Below are 16721 nucleotides of genomic sequence, written 5' to 3' on the forward strand. Positions count from 1 at the left end.
GGATGCCGCTAAAGTAAAGGCTTGGCGGCATCCAAAAAATACAAATTAATCGTTGCTTGACAAACAAATGAAATATCAGTATAATATGTTTTGTGACTACGGGGCGTGGCTCAGTTTGGTAGAGTACCTGGCTTGGGACCAGGGGGTCGCAGGTTCGAATCCTGCCGCTCCGACCACTTAATATTGGGATAAAAGTCATTGTTGCGGGTGTAGCTCAATGGTAGAGCACTAGCCTTCCAAGCTAGCCACGAGGGTTCGATTCCCTTCACCCGCTCCATTTTATGCTTAATTACATTATGCGCCTGTAGCTCAGCGGATAGAGCAACCGCCTTCTAAGCGGTTGGCCGTAGGTTCAATTCCTACCAGGCGTGCCAGAGAAATCAAGGCTTCCGAGCAATCGGGAGCCTTTTGTTATGTAAACACTAGTGTTTATTTAGTGTTTACTTTAAAAAAACACCGCAAATAAAAGCTAAAGAAATAGAAAACAGGTCTTAATTTCTAGTCACTCTTTAATGAGATAATCATGGATACTAAAACTCATCATCTTCGTCAAATTTTAAAGAAGGCTGTCCTTTTACACCGAAATACATTGGACGGAGTTCATAAGGTACGTCATCATAGCAATAACGAAAGTTTGCTTTTTTTATATACTTTAGATAATCTAAAGTGTTTTTTATTTTTCTATCTTCGTCTTGGTTCCCCGTAAAGGGTAAAAGAGTTTTAATTCCTTCCTTCACACTAAGTTGGAATCTCCAGTTGACTGTATGCAACTGTTTTGCCGTGCCGTCTTTAAAAGGAACATTATAGATCGGTAGAAGAGCATCGAAGTAGTTAGTTTGTAAGTCTTTCGCTTTTTCAGAAATCCAGGGAAGAGTATCAATAATGCTATCATCAACGCTAACACCAACCCAATTTTGTTTTTGTTCTAACTCATAGGCACTCTTAAGTGCTTTACCCAGAAAAATCTTGTCTTTCTCGTTAACATACAATTCACCGTGTGCGATTCCGCCACGTATCAGAAAACCAAAAGCAATTGATGTCTGTAAAAACCTCCACGAACTCAGAAGCAATTTTGTTATATTTAAAGGTGTATCATCGTGGGATATAAATATTATACTATCGGAGAAGACGAATTTCTTACAAAGAGGTTCGCTATATTTGGTATCATAAAAAATACTGCGGTACTTTTTATATATATCACCGTACGTATAATATAGCTGATGCGTGAATCGTGAACCCATACACCCAAATATAACTTCATATAGCTCGGAAAACTCTTTTAACTCACGACTTTCAAGCATTTTTTTAAACCCTAATACATCCATAAAAGCTACCGTATGATTTCCTATGTTTCCTAACATTTTTTCTCCCCCCAGTGTTATTGCAATATTAGCAGGCTATTTAGCCTGCTTTTTTTGTTTTTCTAATAGCGCTTTACCTTTAGCTTTGCTGTCGGCTAATATGTCACTCATTATATTGGCGGTCTGTTGTTCTGCTGATTGTATTATATGGGCGTAAATATCGGTAGTAATCCAAATTTCAGTGGCTTGGCAATTCTTTAATTTATCAATATCATACTTAGTGATGCGTCCACCCGAAATATCAGCTTGAAGTAAAGATACGCATTTATCAGAAATCTGATCTCTGCAAGAAAAACTCTGTAAGTAATAATCTAACCCTTGTACCTTTTCCATTATTCTCTCCCATTTATTCGAGCATTTTCAAAAGTCTAAAACTCTGAGGGCTTAATTTTGCTAATTTTTAAAATCACATGTATATTATTGCCAAAGTAGTAGGGCAGGCTTTTAATATTAATGTTCGTATCAATATTCATGTTTTTACCGTTTAAGCCGTGCTTCGTATTCTCTGACTTTTTCGCTGGTAATGTTGTCTAGTTGATCTTCGAGCTTAAGGATTTCTTGCCAAAGCGATTGCTTTATTGATTCATCATCTGCCGTTTTTAGTTCTTCGAAGCGTTTAACTAGTAATTGTTTAGTTTCTAACTCTCCGGGCCAATTACCAGGCATAATTCTTGTGTCATTGTCGGGGGAGTACATTACTAAATACTTATTGTAGTTCTCCCTGGCCTGGGTCAGTGAATATTTTCCGTTTGGTCCGCCGCGTACCCTATCAGCATCAATATCTGTCTGACCATCATCCTCCCATTTGCATAAGACGCAAATATCCCATTCAGGCATTCGGGGGTCGATTCTTTTAGACAATGTGGGGTACCCACAACATGGACAAAATGATCTTTCGATTGTCATAGTTATTTCCCTCCGGTTGGAGTTGTTGCCAGATCTTTAATAGTGGCAAAATATTCGCGTATCGAATAATTAATTCTAACCATTAGGGGGCTTGTACTTGATAACCCATAGTAGTTCAAATTAAGTTGGTGACAAAGGAGCTTTGTTCTTAACATATGGTAATCGCTTGTGATAATTAGTAATATTGGCTCATCCTTAGAATTTGAATATGCGATATTCTTGCTAAATAATAAATTCTGCCTTGTTGAGATGGACTTATCTTCATAAATTATTCTTTGACTATCAATGCCTTTTTGAATTAGATATTTACCCATGGCTTCAGCTTCTGAAACCAACTCTCCTTCTCCTTGGCCACCTGAAACTATTACTTTTACCGTTTCATTTTTGACAAGATAGTCATATCCTGTGTCTAATCGAGTTTTAACTGTATTGGAAATTTTATCGCCATCTAATCCGGCACCCAGAATTACTGCATAATCTACATGACTGTTAGTATTAGATTGCCATTCGCGTATAACAAAAGCTTCAATACCAATAAAAGAAATATAGAATAGAATTAATCCGCTAATGGCTATTTTACGCAAAAGTATAAAACTTTTACTTAAACTGATATGAAATTTTGATGCATAGAAGTAGAAAAAATATATTAAAAATAAAGAGATCCATGTACCTAGAAGGAATACTGTTCCATAGGTGAATCCCAAATAACATATCAACACCAGAACTAATCCCAATAGGAAAATTAATGATGTCTTAATCAGCACAAGTTTCAAATTCATAAAATACTCTACTTTCATCATATTTGTACAGATGAGCATATTTAAATACTAATTAATATACTATTCCTCGAACAATCAATATAAACCTTCCCGAAAATGGTAGTTATGGATATAGCAGGGTAGTATTAGTTATAAGCTGTAATCCGTCTTATGTAACTTGCCATTCGGCAACTCGGTGTCTTTTTGGTAGATAATTTACAGGTAGATACTGCTGTCAATGGACGGATTAGCCTGTAATTGTGAGGTTTTGGTACCTGATTTATTACCGGAAAACGAGCAATCACCTGGCTTTGAATGGGCACGCGAATGGTAACACGGAACTGATAAAACCTTACATTGAAGGGTAACGCGAAATTCAAAGAGACAAAAAAATAACCGGCGCAATAGCCGGGGTATCACTACTTAACTGCTTTAAGTTGGCTGCTGGCCTGCTTCCATGCGATCAAGCTAGGCAATAATTGCTTAAATTCCTCGCCGGCCCTTTCCTGTGGACTATATCCCACCCGGGGCGGGGCAGGCAAGGGGAAAATGGTACCGTTTGGAGTTTAAATATCGGTCACATCAAAGAGGGCTTGAGATTTTATCTGCGGGATTATATTTTGGCATCTAAGTGCCCTAAAGACAATAGTAATGCCTTTGGTAATCGCGGCGGGAAAGGTGGGCCGGTTGCAATAAATACGCGGCTGGGCGGGGCAGGACGAAACAGGCTGTTGCTGAGGTAATAACTGGGGCATAGTTAGGTCAGGTATGGCGTAAGTTGCTCACTTGTTTGCACTTGAAAACTGCATACTTTGAATACATAAAAAAGGTATTCATTTCATGATAGGGTACTGATTTCGAGTTACGCATCTTATTAATTGTGAACTAGGGCGGGGTTCTATTAAAACGGTTAGCTATGAAAAAGTTAGTGAGGATCGAGCTTAATTATCTACTAAGGTGATCTCTAATGAATTTTTTGCGTCTATATATACTCATAACAAAAATTATTGAATTTAAAAGATTAACCCCAGCAATAATATACAAAGACTGAATGAAGTATGAGTATTTGGGAAAAGCCATTTTAATTAGAAAAACTGCAATAAAGAAGAGAATAGATATAAAACATAATTTACCAGCTAGAGAATAGATATTTGTTGTTTCAATTTCTTTAGGAAATGGATTAAAGGAGGAATATAAAATATTATATTGAAACGCATACTTTCCCATGGGGATATTTAATAACTTCTGGATATCTCGTAACGTTAAAGTTAAATTTATTATTTCGGTTTGAATTGACAAAACGCAAAATCCTATACATATGGCAATAACAAAGTAAGTCTGGGTTACAAATTCCATTAGGGCACTACTAATTTTATCGTTAATATATTCAGATGAAGCTCCGATAAGGCCCACAGCAACAAGGGAAAAAAGGATAGCGTATAATTGCGTTCTCGTTGATATACGTGAGTCTAACGATCTATGAAGTACATCAAATTTTTTTAATAAGTTATCGTATGCTCGGTCATCAATATTTTGCATAGTTGGTATCTTCCTTTCATGATAAGCAAGTGGAAGCCTTTTTATATGAGCTATTTAGATAATTACTATCTTTCTTCGAAATACAGGGCATGCCTTTTCGTAAATTTCGATATATTTCACAGTCTCTGGATAAGAAAAAAGTGGTGGGCGGTTGGGACAGAACACATCTTAATATCTTGGCAGTTTACCCTGCTCCATGTAATACTCCACAGGTCCAATTTCTTTCATCCGGTTATTGGCCCGCAGCCAGCGCTCACGGAGGTTCTCCGAGAAAAGGCGCTTATCACATGGGAAATGGCCACACAGGAAGCAAAAGTCTACTTCCTGCTCCTTATGACAGGTTTTGACAGTGCAATCTATGGGACAGTGGCAGTTCTCGCTACGGCAGCCTCCACAGTGGGCGGAGGAAAAGTAGCTGAGCAATTCCTCGAAGTCCTGATAATGATTAAATGCTGGCTGTGCTGCAGACTTAATTTTGGCTAGGCGACCGTAGTTACCGAGTAGCTCCCGGAGCCTGGCGGCGTGTTGTTTTATCTCCCCGGTGCTGTGATCGGCGCACCGGCCACAGTCTAGGCCGCAGGGGGCGAGGTTGGGGAGTATGGTTTCGTAGGTCATGGGTGATTCCTCCTTAGTTAAGGGCGGTTGTTAGGTACTATGATTGCCTAGCTGTGACTGTGTACGGCATCTTGTTTTACTCTACTCCTGTGCTTGGAGTTTCAGGAAAAATTGAAGTATCTGTAGAATCGATCTGCAATTCATCGTTATTTTTATCGTTCATCTTGCTTTGTATATCTTCAATTTTTGCAGGTAATACGTACAGATAGTTAAGGATTATGTCTGTAAACTCAATTAAATCGGGAACAAGCTTACTTGGAAATTCGTATTCAACGTCAGCATGTGCAGCAACATTACCTAATTCGCGGAGAACAGAAGCTATTTGGTCCAAAATAGGAGGTAATATACCTCTCTGAGATAGATTCTGTAGTTTCTTAAATAAGCTACCTTCTGTTTCACCTTTGTCTTTGCAGACCATTTCTAGAGTTCGCCGTAATGATAAGGCACATATAGCACCGTCAATATGCCGTACTTTCTGGGCAGCTTCGAATGAATTTCTGATATTAGTTGGAATGCATGTTTCACTTACTGAAGACGGATGAGGGTAGAGCGTAGTAATGGTTATCGCAGGTCCCATATTTCCGTATTCGTCAATATCAAAGTCTTCGCTAAAAACGTGCGAGTGTTCTAATGTTATATTTGAGCATACGGGGCAAAAATATAATTTCCACGTGTCGTCTGACCAAAAATCGTTATAGTTGTCGCACCAGTATTTATTGTATTTTGATACCTCATCCATATATGTTTTGTTACCACAATGTAAACAGAGAATTACCTTTCCCTGTTTCTTTTCAGGATCCTTCTTAGCTTCTTGTTGCTCAAGCCAATAAGCTGTGCTTTGTAAAGAAGTCTCTAGATGTGCTAATGCAATATGAGGGGAACAGTCTGGTTCAAGTATACTTACATCAGGTTTGTTTTGATTTACAAGGCGTTTGAATGTATAGAGACATTTTATTTTCCATGCCTCACACTCAGGTGAATTAATCTTTTCGGGATCAGCTATGAATTCTTTGCCGATTGTAATGCCCTCTTTAATGTATTCAATTGTTTTTGGTGAAACCGCCATAGAAACAACTCCCCCAGTTAGTGTGGTAGAAAAAGCCTGCTATTTTCCAATATTCGTCAATCGCTTGGTGTTCCCTTTTCGCAAATTCCGACATTATCCACTGTGACCGGAAAAAAGCCCGGCTAATGCCGAGAACTTTTCTTAATTCCATATAAGCCAAGAGCGTCATTTACTAACCCATTTTTGTAAAGATTTAGTACATTATTCACCTTAAAGAACATATATTTGGCTTTTCCAATATTGATATCTTTTATATATCCTTTGGCATATGCTTGATCTTGTATTTTATACCAGGCCTTTTCGGGTGGAGTTCCTATTTCGATATACCATTGATCTTTTGGGTAATAGCGTAGAACTTCTGCTGTCGGACTAAAAATGTCTTGGATCTCTGATGGAAGGTTATCTGTAAGCGTCAAATAAATCGTCACATGTACAACCAGGCCTCCGGATGAGACAATAGGTCTAAGAGAATCACATAGAGTTTGTTGGAGTCATTTGGATTCTTAGAAACTCGCAGGAGGTCTACTTTTATGAGCGTACAGAAAGTGACGCATGAAGTTCGATTGGAGAAATGGCGCAATATTGTTACGGCTTGCCGCAACAGTGGCAAAACCATTAAAACGTGGTGCAGCGAAAATAACATTAACGTGAAAACATACTATCATTGGCAGAAGCTTGTATGTCAGGAGACTTGCCGGGCAATTTCGGTAAGTCTCCCTGCCTCCAGCGAGGCTGTTCCCGTACAGGGTTCGGTATTTGCAGAAATGAAGATGCCTAAGCATCGTGCGGAAACATTGGCTGTTACGATTGAGCGTAACGATATGCAAATCCATGTTTATCAAGGCGCTGATATGGTAACCGTGGAGGCTACGCTTCTGGCACTGAAACATTTATGTTAGGTGATATATCTAAAATCGAACATATCTTTCTCGCCTGCGGCCACACCGATATGAGAAGATCTATTGATGGTCTGGCAGCGACCATACAGCAATGCTTTCATCTAGATCCGTTCTCCAACAGTCTGTTCCTGTTTTGCGGCCGTCGGCGTGATCGAATCAAAGCGCTCTTTTGGGATGGAGATGGCTTTGTACTTTTGTATAAACGGCTGGAGAACGGTGGCTTTCAGTGGCCCAAAGATGAAAAAGAGGTCAAACACATTACGCCACAACAGTTTCGTTGGCTAATGGAAGGGTTAAGCATTCAACAGCCGAGGGCGCATAAAAAAGTCGATAAAATACAAATCGTCTAATTTGCTAAAAGTCCTAAATATCCTGCAAAATCAATGGATTTAACGGAATTTCCATGGAAAAAAGCCATAAAATATGGTATAATTATTACATGAAAATTCTAGTGAACGGTACTAATACACAAGAAGAAATGATCTTTGTTTCTCGTACTGAATATGAGGCACTAAAAATACAAAATGAGGAACTGACTCAACAGGTCAAGTGGCTGATGGAGCAAATGCGTCTTTCCAAACAAAAACAGTTCGGCTCCTCCAGTGAAAAAAGCAAATACGATCAGTTTAATCTTTTTAACGAGGCGGAGGCAACAGCAGATGAACGGGTGCCCGAGCCTGAATTGACTGAAGTTCAGAAGCATTATCGTAAGAATGTCAAAGAAAGAAAAGAGACCATTCCTGCCGATTTACCAATAGAGGTTGTAGAACATTTTTTACCGGAACATGAGCAGGAATGCCCGGAATGTGGTTCAAAACTGCATATTATGGGTAAAAATGTCCGCCGCGAATTGAAGATCATCCCGGCCAAGGCAGTTATCGTAGAACATATTGACTATGTATATGCCTGCCGCGACTGTGAAGTCAATGCATGCAGCGTGCCTATTATCAAGGCACCAATGGACAAGCCGGTAATCAAAGGAAGCTTTGCTTCTCCAGAAGCAGTTGCTCATATTATGACACAGAAATTTGCAAATGGAATGCCACTGCATCGCCAGGAGCAAGATTTGAGCCGTATGGGCATAGCTCTTTCCAAACAAACTATGTCTAACTGGCTGATTCGGTGTTCTGAAGATTGGCTGGAGCCAATCTATGATGCCTTTAAAGAGCTACTTTCCATACAGCCAGTGCTCCATGCAGATGAAACCATTTTACAGGTACTTCACGAGCCGGGCAAATCTGCGCAAAGCAAAAGCTACATGTGGCTGTATAGAACTGGCGGGTGTGCTAGTATGCCTATTGTGCTGTGTGATTATCAGCCAGATCGGAAGGCGAAGCACCCATTAGAATTTTTGCAGGAGTTTAGCGGCTACCTTCATACGGATGGTTATGCCGGGTATCATAGCTTGCCGGAGCGAATCATCATTGTAGGTTGCTGGGCGCACGCCAGAAGAAAATTTGACGAGGCGCTAAAAGGCCTTTTGGAAAAAGACCGGGAAGGCTCTGGGGCGCAACGTAGCAAACAATATTGCGATAAGCTATTTACTACTGAGCGCCAACTAGCTGATTGTACACCGGAAGAACGCTATAAAAAGCGTCAGGAACTGGCAAAACCAGTGCTTGACGAGTTTTTGTCGTACCTTCATACAGTAAAGGCATCTACCAAGAGCGGATTTGGCAGAGCCGTGCACTATACGTTGGAGCAATGGAAATATCTCGAACGATATCTACTGGACGGAAGGCTGGAAATCAGTAACAATCGCGCCGAACGCAGCATTAAGCCGTTTGTGATTGACCGCAAAAATTTTCTCTTTGCCAACACACCGCGAGGAGCTAAAGCCAGCGCAGTTGTGTTCAGCATAATAGAAACCGCAAAGGAAAATGGGCTCAATCCATATGCCTACCTGACTTATATTTTTAAAAACGCGCCCAACTGGGATATACGAAATGATGTTGAGGCACTACAACGACTAATGCCCAGTTTTGTTCCAGATTACTGTAATACTAATGCCGTTACCAAATGACTTGTTGTCAAGGTGACGACATTTTTGACGCTTACGGTTATCTTCAACATAATGCATGCTAGTGAGATTATATATATCGACGCCTAATAATAAGCCATAGCCATCTTTAACGTGTAGATTTGATAATCCTTCGCCATTCTTATCCTGTTCCGCACCCCAGGCCGACACTCTATGCATTCCCTCGTCGGTTATTACATCAGGCATTTGCCGAAACGTATCTATAGTTGCGAATGTCTGAATTTAAAGGGAAAGTACATTTTTAGGAAGAAGATAGATAATGGAAAAAATAAGTATGTTGGTAATCCAACGGTGATTAAATGAAAATCTGGGAGAGCAGAAAAAACAGAGAAGTAATACTATGTGGAAAATGGAGAATTGGCGGAGTTGTTTTGAAGGAAAAATGCGAAACGTGCAATTATCCTTTAGTGTATTTTGAGAAATATGACTGCGATTTCTGCCCTAATTGTAATGAATGGGTAGGGCATAAATGCAGAGATCTGAGTTGTCCGTTTTGTAGCAAACGCCCTGAAACTCCATTTCATGAATTTTATAGGTGAAGAAATTGGAAATGACAAGTGCTGATTACTTTGAAGCTGAAAAAGCAATGCGTGAATATGACCAATGTAATAAAGAGGCTTATTTAGAAAAAGCTCTTGTTTTTTATAGCCAGGCTATTGGTAAAAATAGCGCCCATGGTGAGGCTTATTATAAGCGGGCTCGAGTTTATGGATTATTAGAGGATTATGAAAATCAAAATAAAGATTTAGATACCGCTATAAAAGTATTTGAGAACGAATTAAATCAAAACCCTGATAATCTGGAAGTATTACTTAATTTAGGCATGACTTATCGTCAGCATCACCGGCTAGAACATTCAATCGAACGTGCATGGTACTATCTTAATAAAGTCAACGAGATGGATCCAACCAATGCAAAAGCGGCCTTCTGCTTGGCTGATATTTTAAAGTGGGAAAAACGGGAATATGAGGCAGCGATTAAATATTATGATATAGCCATTCAGTTTGAAGAGGCAAATGCTGATTATTACCTTGAACGCGGTGAGTGCTTTGAAAGTTTAAGGCTGTTTGGCCAGGCCTTAGCTGATTATGGGAAGGGTATCTCTCTAAATCCGGAGGACTGGCGATTTTATAACCGTCGGGGAGAACTCTACATGCAATTAAACCAATGGGAAGAAGCTCGGCTGGCTTATCAAAGGTATAGAAAATATACACCTTATCAGAGGCACACTCCACTGATTTCACTAGAAAAAGAAAAAGGTGGGGGGCCATATATTGAATTGTACTTTACAGCAAATAAGCATGACCATAAGCATTGGAGTTCAGACTCGTGTTATTTAGAGGATGCGATTTTTATAGAGTTTTATCATTGTTTTGCATCTGGCGTTCCTAACTTCTCCATATATGGAGATATTGAATATACTCTAAGCGATATAATACGGGTCAGAGTTTTATTAATGGAGTCCTTAACTGGTTTAAACGACATTCGCGGGTACAATGATTTCATTGATCATACTATAGAAACTCGGTTTATATCCACATTGATTAGGTATTTGGATGATTGGAAAAGCAATTGGGCGGAATGGCTGCAGCAATTGAAGGATATTGCCAGAAACCTAATTTCTTGTATTGATGATGCAATAGCTAGTGGTAAAAAACTTTATTTTTATGGTATCTAATGTTGACTTCGCTTACATGATGATGGATGAAATCCGAAAGATAATAATTTCTCCAAGTGAGAAATACAGGGACGAGATTAGAGATGAGAAAGATAGCTAAACTTATTGCATATACGGTTGTATCTTTATTTATATTTATAATGTCACTTTTCATATTTAACCCATTAATCAATAATTATAGGCTGCTCGCTTTTGCGCAGCAGCTAAAAACTTTACCGCAGACCATTACGCTGGTTGAATCAAAAACTATCTGTGGAAAATTAAATAGTAATGGTAACGGTATGGATTTTTTAGCATGTATATTAGTTAAATCTGATTTGTCGCTAAAAGAAATACAACAATATTACAATGAAATGAATTTCCGAACTGCGCAAAATGATGCAAATCATGAAGTTGCAAAACAAGTTCTACATGTTACGGGTAATAAACTAGAAACTGAGTATCTTCAACATGGTAACATTTCGTTTGATACACTTAATACTTCTCAGGATTATTCTAAATATTATATAGTGCTAATCTATGACGGTGGATATTCAGCAGATTTTGATATCAGAGGGCACTGATTTTTGTCGATTAACCTATTACTACGGCGATTAACCTTCCAAGAATTAATTATAGAAATAAAACTTCTAGATAGAGGAGGGAGACTCTTGCTATTTAAAGAGCTGAATCAATATAAATATCTATTCTTGAACAGTATCCGAAACGACGATGGGAACGAACTAACGATATATTTAACCGTCGGTAAAGTTAGTGAACAAACAGAAGATTTGGCTATAAATGGTGTAACCATTCATGATGTTAAGCCAATCCTTAAAGATAACATATGCATTGAAGTAACTTTTCCATCTTATGTGGCTTATAACGTTCGTTGGGAGTCATACACGACTATGAGTGATTATAATGCGTATGAAGGACAGAAAGTCCGTGAATACAGTAATAAGATTTAGCCTGTAACCTTTAATTGTGCAGGTGCAGGCTATTGTTTTTTATAAAGGTTTTTAAGGTTCTAGGAAGAAAATGGAAATAACAAAAGAAGTAAGTTTGCGAACGGGGAAGTGAGAATGATGTTTAAATTCGGTCGCCACAGCAACGACGAATCACAGGAGTATCATTACTCCGACTTATATAATGTGGAGCAAAACAGTAGTTATGAAAGAATAGTAATTGGATTGGCACAGAGCCATATTGAGACAATTATTGAATTAACGGCTGTACTTAACGGGCCGTTCTACATGCTGTATGTTTTACATACTCCTCGTACTGGTGAAGAGCAAGGCAGATACCAGAGTGAGGCGCTTGCCTATAATGAAATCAGTACGCTGCTAAATCGCTTTAAGGACTTCTTTGAAAATGATGCACGCCATGATATTTGGATACATTCGTCCGAAACAAATACAACTATCGTATATGACCGACATGATCTTATATACTTATATGGTTTCACTGATGAGCATCTACATATTATCGAAAAAAAGGGTTTGAAAAAGGAATCAGTAAGCATTCCTTGTCCACATGTGCATTGCTATAACTCGGAATATGATAACTTTGAGATAAAGCTTCTCAATGAGTATCCATGGAAAAGGACGTCGCTGCATGATAAAGATAGGCAGTAATTAGACGTATAACTTGGAATTAAGTGGGTTTGAGTGAGTGTGTCAGATAACAGGGAAAATTCTAAAAAGGAACAATCTGAATCATGCTTGTAGTAGAAGGTGTCTTTAAACCTACCGTAGCTCAGGATGTTGAGCAAGTACAGGAAGTGATTGACTTTTTGTTGGGAGCATTACGGATGGAATGGGCAGATTCTGGACTGATAAGAGATTATTGAACAGGAGTAAATTATTTAGGAAGTAGGAGCAATCATGTTGCATTTAGCAAAGTCTGCACCATGGTATTTTAGGGTACTGTGGGGCATTTTCGGCATGGTTTATATGTCTAGATTGGTAATAAAATCCACGAGTAATGACCCAATGATACTTCGGATAAGTGGCGTGCTGTGGGCAATTCTTCTTGGTATAGTAGCAATAGATAATTTAGTTATAGGTAAGGTCATTTATATTGAGTGTTGGTCGGTTGTAATAGGATGGACATCAACGGTATTATTGATATTGACATTAGTGTTAACTTATATTGGCGGCTATCAGAAAAGCATTCGTCCCGATTTCGATCCGAAAAAGAGAAGGGCATTTGTCCAATCCTCGTGTGCTTTATTAGCTGCTTTTATATTTTTTGGATTGTTGTTTTTAGGATTCTATATATATGATTACTATTCCAAATAATTCAATTGATCGACTATAGCAAAAGCATATTTAAAGGATTACAAATCCGCGGACCTCTTTTTGTATTAACATATTTATGGAATAATGTAACAAGATTGAATTAATTATTTTACTGAAAAATTATATAGGTAAAACAAAGTGGTGATACGATGAAAATTAAAAAGATAGAATATCCAACACCTATTTCGCAAATTAAGGATATTGAAAATGACAATATTGACGTGTTTGTTGAATTGGAAGATGGTTTTACATATACCTTAGTAGTTACTACCCCTCAAAATTTAGGATGGTATATGGATAAAGAAAGACTAAACTATCTAGGTGCAGCACCTCCGATGATTATTGTAAAAACTTTAACTGATGAGAATGTTAGGAAGGCAATAGAATCATATGCTGCTGAGGATGCTTATTGGTTAAAACTTCATTTTTTAGCAGGAGCAAGAAAGGGTATTTTTGCTATCGAGGAAATGGATAAAATGATTAAAGTGATACATGATGATAATGAGGATATTTTAAAGGGATAATGTATTTTAAACGGTAAAGACTTGAAGGCAGAACAAGGAGAAGTATGAATTTCGGGATTGAAAATAAACTTAAAAATTTATCTGATACAGATATCATGATGAATTTTCTTGAAATGATTGAAAAAATTTACCCTAATCTGATACGTATTAATGCACATTGCTATGATTCTTGGGATTCAATAATAGAACCACTATATTACACTGCAGTATTCGAAACATTTGCATGGAAATACGGAATAAAGATTGAAAAGGGAAATTGCCATGTATATGAAAATGAAATATTAACAGGCGCTGCTATAAATCACATTGAATGCCTCCCCAAAAAATACCCTCTGATCTGTGAATCTCATTTTCAGGAACCGCTTGAGTTTTCGGAAGAGTTTCTTTCTGACAAAAAAATCGTTTTTATTTGTTTTAGTGACGGTCAGCATTTTACAACTGGTCCTATAACAGATGAAGAAGCATCAAAGATGATTTTTTCGAAAGTTAGTGTGCAGATTGTAGCTGATAATGGAAATAACCCAATTCTACAAAGAACTTTATTTATAGACATTCGTGATATAAAATTTGAATTTATTGCAATGGAAAATTATTGAGCATGGTTAGAGCTAAATAATGAGGTAGAAGTTAATGATCAGGAAAATTGATGAATTTCTAAATAGACTTAAAAAGAGACATGCATGTGGCGGCATTTATGATGTAGATGACAAAGACCGGGTTATAGAAATATCTCTGCCACAATCGTCTGTTGGCGCGCCAATGCCAATTATACTAGCAGATGAACATACAACTATCATTGCATATTATTTGCAAGAAACGATTGAGATCGATTATGAAAATGAAAATGAGGCAATTGCAATCGTAAGTTTTAAACGTTGCTATGAACATGTACTCGGTCCGCCCAATGATGAAGCATTTCACGGTCATCCTCTTGCATCACGAGGGTTAAGGCCATATTCATCTTTTGAAATACAGAACTCATCATGGTTGAGACGACTTCAAAATATGAATTCTGTTCATCCGTATCATAGCCCTAAGCTGTTCGAGGATTATCATCATATTGTATTGTCTTTTCATGATTCAACTTTCGAATGCATAGCGGTTTCATATGAGTTTGAAGTTGTTAGGGAACCATTCAATAGGGTGAAAAACTTAATGTTAAATAAATTAAGATGATACGTCGATCACTAAGGTCTCGTAAAATACTACGTTAGGCAGATAGAACTCTAGACTTAGAAATGAGGTAGTTCCTATATTGGTGACTACTAAATTCGTATATAAACAGTTAAGTGAGAGTAGATTAAGGTAGTTGCTGATTTATTATAAGGAAGATGCGGAAGAAAGTGCGGTTTTCATAATGGTACAACTCTAAAAAATGGAGTGCTTTGATATGAAAAAATTAATCTATAAACTGCCAATATTGTTATTAATATCTATCCTATTTTCGGGAATGGTGTCGCAAGTTTGTTTTGGCGCCACGCAAATCGATCAATTAATTGATCGATATAGCCAGCGAATAGAGGAAAACCCTAACGATGCTGAAGCTTATTATGAACGAGGAACATTACTATTTAAAATCAATAAAATAGAGCAGGCAATTTCTGATCTTACGGCTGCACTGGAGTTAAATGAAAACTACATAAAAGCGCTCTACAAGAGGGGAATAGCGTATGCTAGCCAGGAAAGATTTGACTTAGCAGTAAATGATATGGAAAAGGTTATATCGCTCGAGCCCTATAACTCAAGTTCGTATATAGGGCGTGCGACAATATATGAAAAGCAAAAGAAATATTCTTCAGCTATTACTGATTTAAGCAAGGCTATTGAACTTGAACCTAACGATTGGTATTATTTATTTCGAGCTAAAGCCTATGAAGAAGCTGAATCTTATGATGGGGCTATTGAAGACTATAGTACTCTTATTCAACGGGATCCAACTAGCTGTATGTACTATTTAATGCGTGGAACGGTTTATGAGAAAAGACTATCTATGTACCAATTAGCGGTTAAGGATTATCAAAAGGCATCTGAGTTAGATCCTAATGACATTGCTTCATATGAATGTCTCGGGCAAGTATATACTAAACTCAAAGAATACGAAAAAGCCTTAATCTGTTTTAATAAGATGATTGAACTTAAACCGAATTGGTCTGACGGCTATAAGCATAAAGGTCAGCTTTACTATGCACTAAAAAAGTATGATTTAGCGATCGCAAACTATTCGCGAGCTATAGAAATCTCACCGCAGCAATCTGTTTTGTATTTTGACCGAGGTAATGCATATTTAGATAAAGGACTAAGGGCCAATGCAATACAGGATTTTAAGAAGGCTTTGGAGTTGGCGCCTAAGAATGAGAAGTTTCTAAAAAAGCTCACCGAAGTAAGGAAGTAGAAGGGGAAGGATGAAGATAAAATTAAATATTACCGATGTTAATTGGTATATTTCTAAATTAATACTAGTATTTCAAAAAAAAGAGGGTTAATTGTGGAAGCATATTACTACTCTGAATACACCTAATGGGTTTGGGCTAATTATTAGGTTAAGAAAGCAGGTTATTAGATGAAATTGGCCTTTGAAGAGTTTAAAATCAAAGTTGAAATGATGCCCGAAAAAGACGCGAATCAATATAGAGCCGAATATATTAAAAAATTTATAAATATTGATTCCGATCATTATAAGAAATATATTGAGACTATAAGACAATTCTCTGATGGAATGTGCTACACAGGATATTTATGGGAGTGCCTGATTGGTGCTAAATGCATCAATTTTAAAAAGTTTGATAGTTACCGATCTGCGATAAAAGAAGTTTTGGCGTTTTGGGATATACATTCAAAGGAAAAAATCTGGATCCCGGAATATTGGAAGTTTGGTAAAGATACTGTACTAAAGTTAACTTTTGAAGACTTGATGGATAATCTAGAATATCTGCCTGAGGATATATATATATTTGATGAAACATTACAGTGGACATTAATTCTAACTCACGAAGACGTTGACGGTGAAAGAATATGCGAGAAATCTGGTAATATATAAAGGGCCTTTTTTGCT

22 protein-coding genes and 3 tRNA genes are annotated in these 16721 nt (G+C 37.7%); 17 read left to right on the forward strand and 8 right to left on the reverse strand.

Annotation, left to right across the window (positions count from 1 at the left end; genetic code table 11):
* Positions 1 to 99: 99 nt before the first annotated feature.
* The 3 genes from ACZ449_RS02990 to ACZ449_RS03000 all read left to right on the forward strand — a co-directional run bounded on the left by ACZ449_RS02990 (position 100) and on the right by ACZ449_RS03000 (position 374).
* Positions 100 to 176: transfer RNA gene (locus ACZ449_RS02990), tRNA-Pro, on the forward strand.
* A 27-nt stretch (positions 177 to 203) separates the two neighbouring features.
* Positions 204 to 277 (forward strand) — tRNA-Gly (locus ACZ449_RS02995).
* A 21-nt stretch (positions 278 to 298) separates the two neighbouring features.
* Positions 299 to 374, forward strand: a tRNA-Arg gene (locus tag ACZ449_RS03000).
* Positions 375 to 530: 156 nt separating this feature from the next.
* Here the strand turns inward: ACZ449_RS03000 and ACZ449_RS03005 are convergent.
* The 8 genes from ACZ449_RS03005 to ACZ449_RS03040 all read right to left on the reverse strand — a co-directional run bounded on the left by ACZ449_RS03005 (position 531) and on the right by ACZ449_RS03040 (position 6673).
* Positions 531 to 1361: a hypothetical protein gene (locus tag ACZ449_RS03005; RefSeq protein WP_464259586.1), complete on the reverse strand. Its 831-nt coding sequence runs from the start codon at positions 1359 to 1361 to the stop codon at positions 531 to 533.
* A 36-nt stretch (positions 1362 to 1397) separates the two neighbouring features.
* Positions 1398 to 1694: a hypothetical protein gene (locus ACZ449_RS03010; protein ID WP_464259587.1), complete on the reverse strand. Its 297-nt coding sequence runs from the start codon at positions 1692 to 1694 to the stop codon at positions 1398 to 1400.
* 144 nt (positions 1695 to 1838) lie between these two features.
* A complete protein-coding gene (locus ACZ449_RS03015) occupies positions 1839 to 2267 on the reverse strand; it encodes a CPCC family cysteine-rich protein (protein WP_464259588.1) in 429 nt (142 codons plus the stop codon).
* A gap of 2 nt (positions 2268 to 2269) precedes the next feature.
* A complete protein-coding gene (locus ACZ449_RS03020; RefSeq protein WP_464259589.1) occupies positions 2270 to 3046 on the reverse strand; it encodes a YdcF family protein in 777 nt (258 codons plus the stop codon).
* Between the two features lie 924 nt (positions 3047 to 3970).
* A complete protein-coding gene (locus tag ACZ449_RS03025) occupies positions 3971 to 4564 on the reverse strand; it encodes a hypothetical protein (RefSeq protein ID WP_464259590.1) in 594 nt (197 codons plus the stop codon).
* 168 nt (positions 4565 to 4732) lie between these two features.
* Positions 4733 to 5179, reverse strand: a complete 447-nt coding sequence (locus tag ACZ449_RS03030) for a DUF3795 domain-containing protein (RefSeq protein WP_464259591.1) — start codon at positions 5177 to 5179, stop codon at positions 4733 to 4735.
* Positions 5180 to 5255: 76 nt separating this feature from the next.
* Positions 5256 to 6245: a DUF4145 domain-containing protein gene (locus ACZ449_RS03035; RefSeq protein WP_464259592.1), complete on the reverse strand. Its 990-nt coding sequence runs from the start codon at positions 6243 to 6245 to the stop codon at positions 5256 to 5258.
* Positions 6246 to 6367: 122 nt separating this feature from the next.
* On the reverse strand, positions 6368 to 6673 hold the full coding sequence (locus ACZ449_RS03040) for a hypothetical protein (protein WP_464259593.1): 306 nt from the start codon (positions 6671 to 6673) through the stop codon (positions 6368 to 6370).
* 102 nt (positions 6674 to 6775) lie between these two features.
* Here ACZ449_RS03040 and tnpA point away from each other — a divergent pair, with 102 nt between their 5' ends.
* The 14 genes from tnpA (at position 6776) to ACZ449_RS03110 (ending at position 16706) form a co-directional block, all read left to right on the forward strand.
* Positions 6776 to 7144 carry an IS66 family insertion sequence element accessory protein TnpA gene (gene tnpA / locus ACZ449_RS03045; protein WP_464256740.1) on the forward strand — a complete coding sequence of 123 codons (369 nt, stop codon included), beginning with the start codon at positions 6776 to 6778 and terminating at the stop codon, positions 7142 to 7144.
* Positions 7138 to 7494 carry an IS66 family insertion sequence element accessory protein TnpB gene (gene tnpB / locus ACZ449_RS03050; protein ID WP_464256741.1) on the forward strand — a complete coding sequence of 119 codons (357 nt, stop codon included), beginning with the start codon at positions 7138 to 7140 and terminating at the stop codon, positions 7492 to 7494. The genes tnpA and tnpB overlap by 7 nt, the downstream gene beginning before the upstream one ends.
* Before the next feature lie 89 nt (positions 7495 to 7583).
* Entirely contained in the window at positions 7584 to 9167 is a 1584-nt protein-coding gene (tnpC, locus tag ACZ449_RS03055; protein ID WP_464259594.1) for an IS66 family transposase, read from the forward strand.
* A gap of 568 nt (positions 9168 to 9735) precedes the next feature.
* Positions 9736 to 10863 (forward strand): tetratricopeptide repeat protein, encoded by a 1128-nt coding sequence (locus ACZ449_RS03060; RefSeq protein ID WP_464259595.1) that lies wholly within the window; start codon positions 9736 to 9738, stop codon positions 10861 to 10863.
* A gap of 83 nt (positions 10864 to 10946) precedes the next feature.
* The gene (locus ACZ449_RS03065; protein ID WP_464259596.1) at positions 10947 to 11426 is read left to right on the forward strand and encodes a hypothetical protein; all 480 of its coding nucleotides are present in this window, start codon (positions 10947 to 10949) and stop codon (positions 11424 to 11426) included.
* Between the two features lie 87 nt (positions 11427 to 11513).
* Positions 11514 to 11813, forward strand: a complete 300-nt coding sequence (locus ACZ449_RS03070; protein WP_464259597.1) for a hypothetical protein — start codon at positions 11514 to 11516, stop codon at positions 11811 to 11813.
* Between the two features lie 114 nt (positions 11814 to 11927).
* Complete coding sequence (locus ACZ449_RS03075) at positions 11928 to 12479, forward strand: hypothetical protein (protein WP_464259598.1); 552 nt, start codon at positions 11928 to 11930, stop codon at positions 12477 to 12479.
* An 83-nt stretch (positions 12480 to 12562) separates the two neighbouring features.
* On the forward strand, positions 12563 to 12694 hold the full coding sequence (locus ACZ449_RS03080; RefSeq protein ID WP_464259599.1) for a hypothetical protein: 132 nt from the start codon (positions 12563 to 12565) through the stop codon (positions 12692 to 12694).
* Positions 12695 to 12728: 34 nt separating this feature from the next.
* Entirely contained in the window at positions 12729 to 13145 is a 417-nt protein-coding gene (locus tag ACZ449_RS03085; protein WP_464259600.1) for a hypothetical protein, read from the forward strand.
* Between the two features lie 149 nt (positions 13146 to 13294).
* Positions 13295 to 13669: a hypothetical protein gene (locus ACZ449_RS03090; protein ID WP_464259601.1), complete on the forward strand. Its 375-nt coding sequence runs from the start codon at positions 13295 to 13297 to the stop codon at positions 13667 to 13669.
* Positions 13670 to 13713: 44 nt separating this feature from the next.
* Positions 13714 to 14265: a hypothetical protein gene (locus tag ACZ449_RS03095; protein WP_464259602.1), complete on the forward strand. Its 552-nt coding sequence runs from the start codon at positions 13714 to 13716 to the stop codon at positions 14263 to 14265.
* Between the two features lie 34 nt (positions 14266 to 14299).
* Positions 14300 to 14845 carry a hypothetical protein gene (locus tag ACZ449_RS03100; RefSeq protein ID WP_464259603.1) on the forward strand — a complete coding sequence of 182 codons (546 nt, stop codon included), beginning with the start codon at positions 14300 to 14302 and terminating at the stop codon, positions 14843 to 14845.
* Between the two features lie 214 nt (positions 14846 to 15059).
* Positions 15060 to 16061, forward strand: a complete 1002-nt coding sequence (locus ACZ449_RS03105) for a tetratricopeptide repeat protein (RefSeq protein ID WP_464259604.1) — start codon at positions 15060 to 15062, stop codon at positions 16059 to 16061.
* A 168-nt stretch (positions 16062 to 16229) separates the two neighbouring features.
* On the forward strand, positions 16230 to 16706 hold the full coding sequence (locus tag ACZ449_RS03110) for a hypothetical protein (RefSeq protein ID WP_464259605.1): 477 nt from the start codon (positions 16230 to 16232) through the stop codon (positions 16704 to 16706).
* Positions 16707 to 16721 lie beyond the last annotated feature (15 nt).

It is taken from the genome of Desulfosporomusa polytropa, from assembly GCF_055380075.1.

Excerpts from the sequence above, each read along its gene's own strand:
- ACZ449_RS03065 (WP_464259596.1), top strand. The coding sequence starts at position 10,947 with ATGAGAAAGATAGCTAAACTTATTGCATATACGGTTGTATCTTTATTT.
- ACZ449_RS03015 (WP_464259588.1), bottom strand. The coding sequence starts at position 2,267 with ATGACAATCGAAAGATCATTTTGTCCATGTTGTGGGTACCCCACATTG.
- ACZ449_RS03095 (WP_464259602.1), top strand. The coding sequence starts at position 13,714 with ATGAATTTCGGGATTGAAAATAAACTTAAAAATTTATCTGATACAGAT.
- ACZ449_RS03110 (WP_464259605.1), top strand. The coding sequence starts at position 16,230 with ATGAAATTGGCCTTTGAAGAGTTTAAAATCAAAGTTGAAATGATGCCC.
- tnpB (WP_464256741.1), top strand. The coding sequence starts at position 7,138 with ATGTTAGGTGATATATCTAAAATCGAACATATCTTTCTCGCCTGCGGC.
- ACZ449_RS03030 (WP_464259591.1), bottom strand. The coding sequence starts at position 5,179 with ATGACCTACGAAACCATACTCCCCAACCTCGCCCCCTGCGGCCTAGAC.
- tnpC (WP_464259594.1), top strand. The coding sequence starts at position 7,584 with ATGAAAATTCTAGTGAACGGTACTAATACACAAGAAGAAATGATCTTT.
- ACZ449_RS03005 (WP_464259586.1), bottom strand. The coding sequence starts at position 1,361 with ATGTTAGGAAACATAGGAAATCATACGGTAGCTTTTATGGATGTATTA.
- ACZ449_RS03080 (WP_464259599.1), top strand. The coding sequence starts at position 12,563 with ATGCTTGTAGTAGAAGGTGTCTTTAAACCTACCGTAGCTCAGGATGTT.
- ACZ449_RS03075 (WP_464259598.1), top strand. The coding sequence starts at position 11,928 with ATGATGTTTAAATTCGGTCGCCACAGCAACGACGAATCACAGGAGTAT.
- ACZ449_RS03025 (WP_464259590.1), bottom strand. The coding sequence starts at position 4,564 with ATGCAAAATATTGATGACCGAGCATACGATAACTTATTAAAAAAATTT.
- ACZ449_RS03020 (WP_464259589.1), bottom strand. The coding sequence starts at position 3,046 with ATGAATTTGAAACTTGTGCTGATTAAGACATCATTAATTTTCCTATTG.
- ACZ449_RS03105 (WP_464259604.1), top strand. The coding sequence starts at position 15,060 with ATGAAAAAATTAATCTATAAACTGCCAATATTGTTATTAATATCTATC.
- ACZ449_RS03035 (WP_464259592.1), bottom strand. The coding sequence starts at position 6,245 with ATGGCGGTTTCACCAAAAACAATTGAATACATTAAAGAGGGCATTACA.
- ACZ449_RS03090 (WP_464259601.1), top strand. The coding sequence starts at position 13,295 with ATGAAAATTAAAAAGATAGAATATCCAACACCTATTTCGCAAATTAAG.
- ACZ449_RS03100 (WP_464259603.1), top strand. The coding sequence starts at position 14,300 with ATGATCAGGAAAATTGATGAATTTCTAAATAGACTTAAAAAGAGACAT.
- tnpA (WP_464256740.1), top strand. The coding sequence starts at position 6,776 with ATGAGCGTACAGAAAGTGACGCATGAAGTTCGATTGGAGAAATGGCGC.
- ACZ449_RS03010 (WP_464259587.1), bottom strand. The coding sequence starts at position 1,694 with ATGGAAAAGGTACAAGGGTTAGATTATTACTTACAGAGTTTTTCTTGC.
- ACZ449_RS03060 (WP_464259595.1), top strand. The coding sequence starts at position 9,736 with ATGACAAGTGCTGATTACTTTGAAGCTGAAAAAGCAATGCGTGAATAT.
- ACZ449_RS03085 (WP_464259600.1), top strand. The coding sequence starts at position 12,729 with ATGTTGCATTTAGCAAAGTCTGCACCATGGTATTTTAGGGTACTGTGG.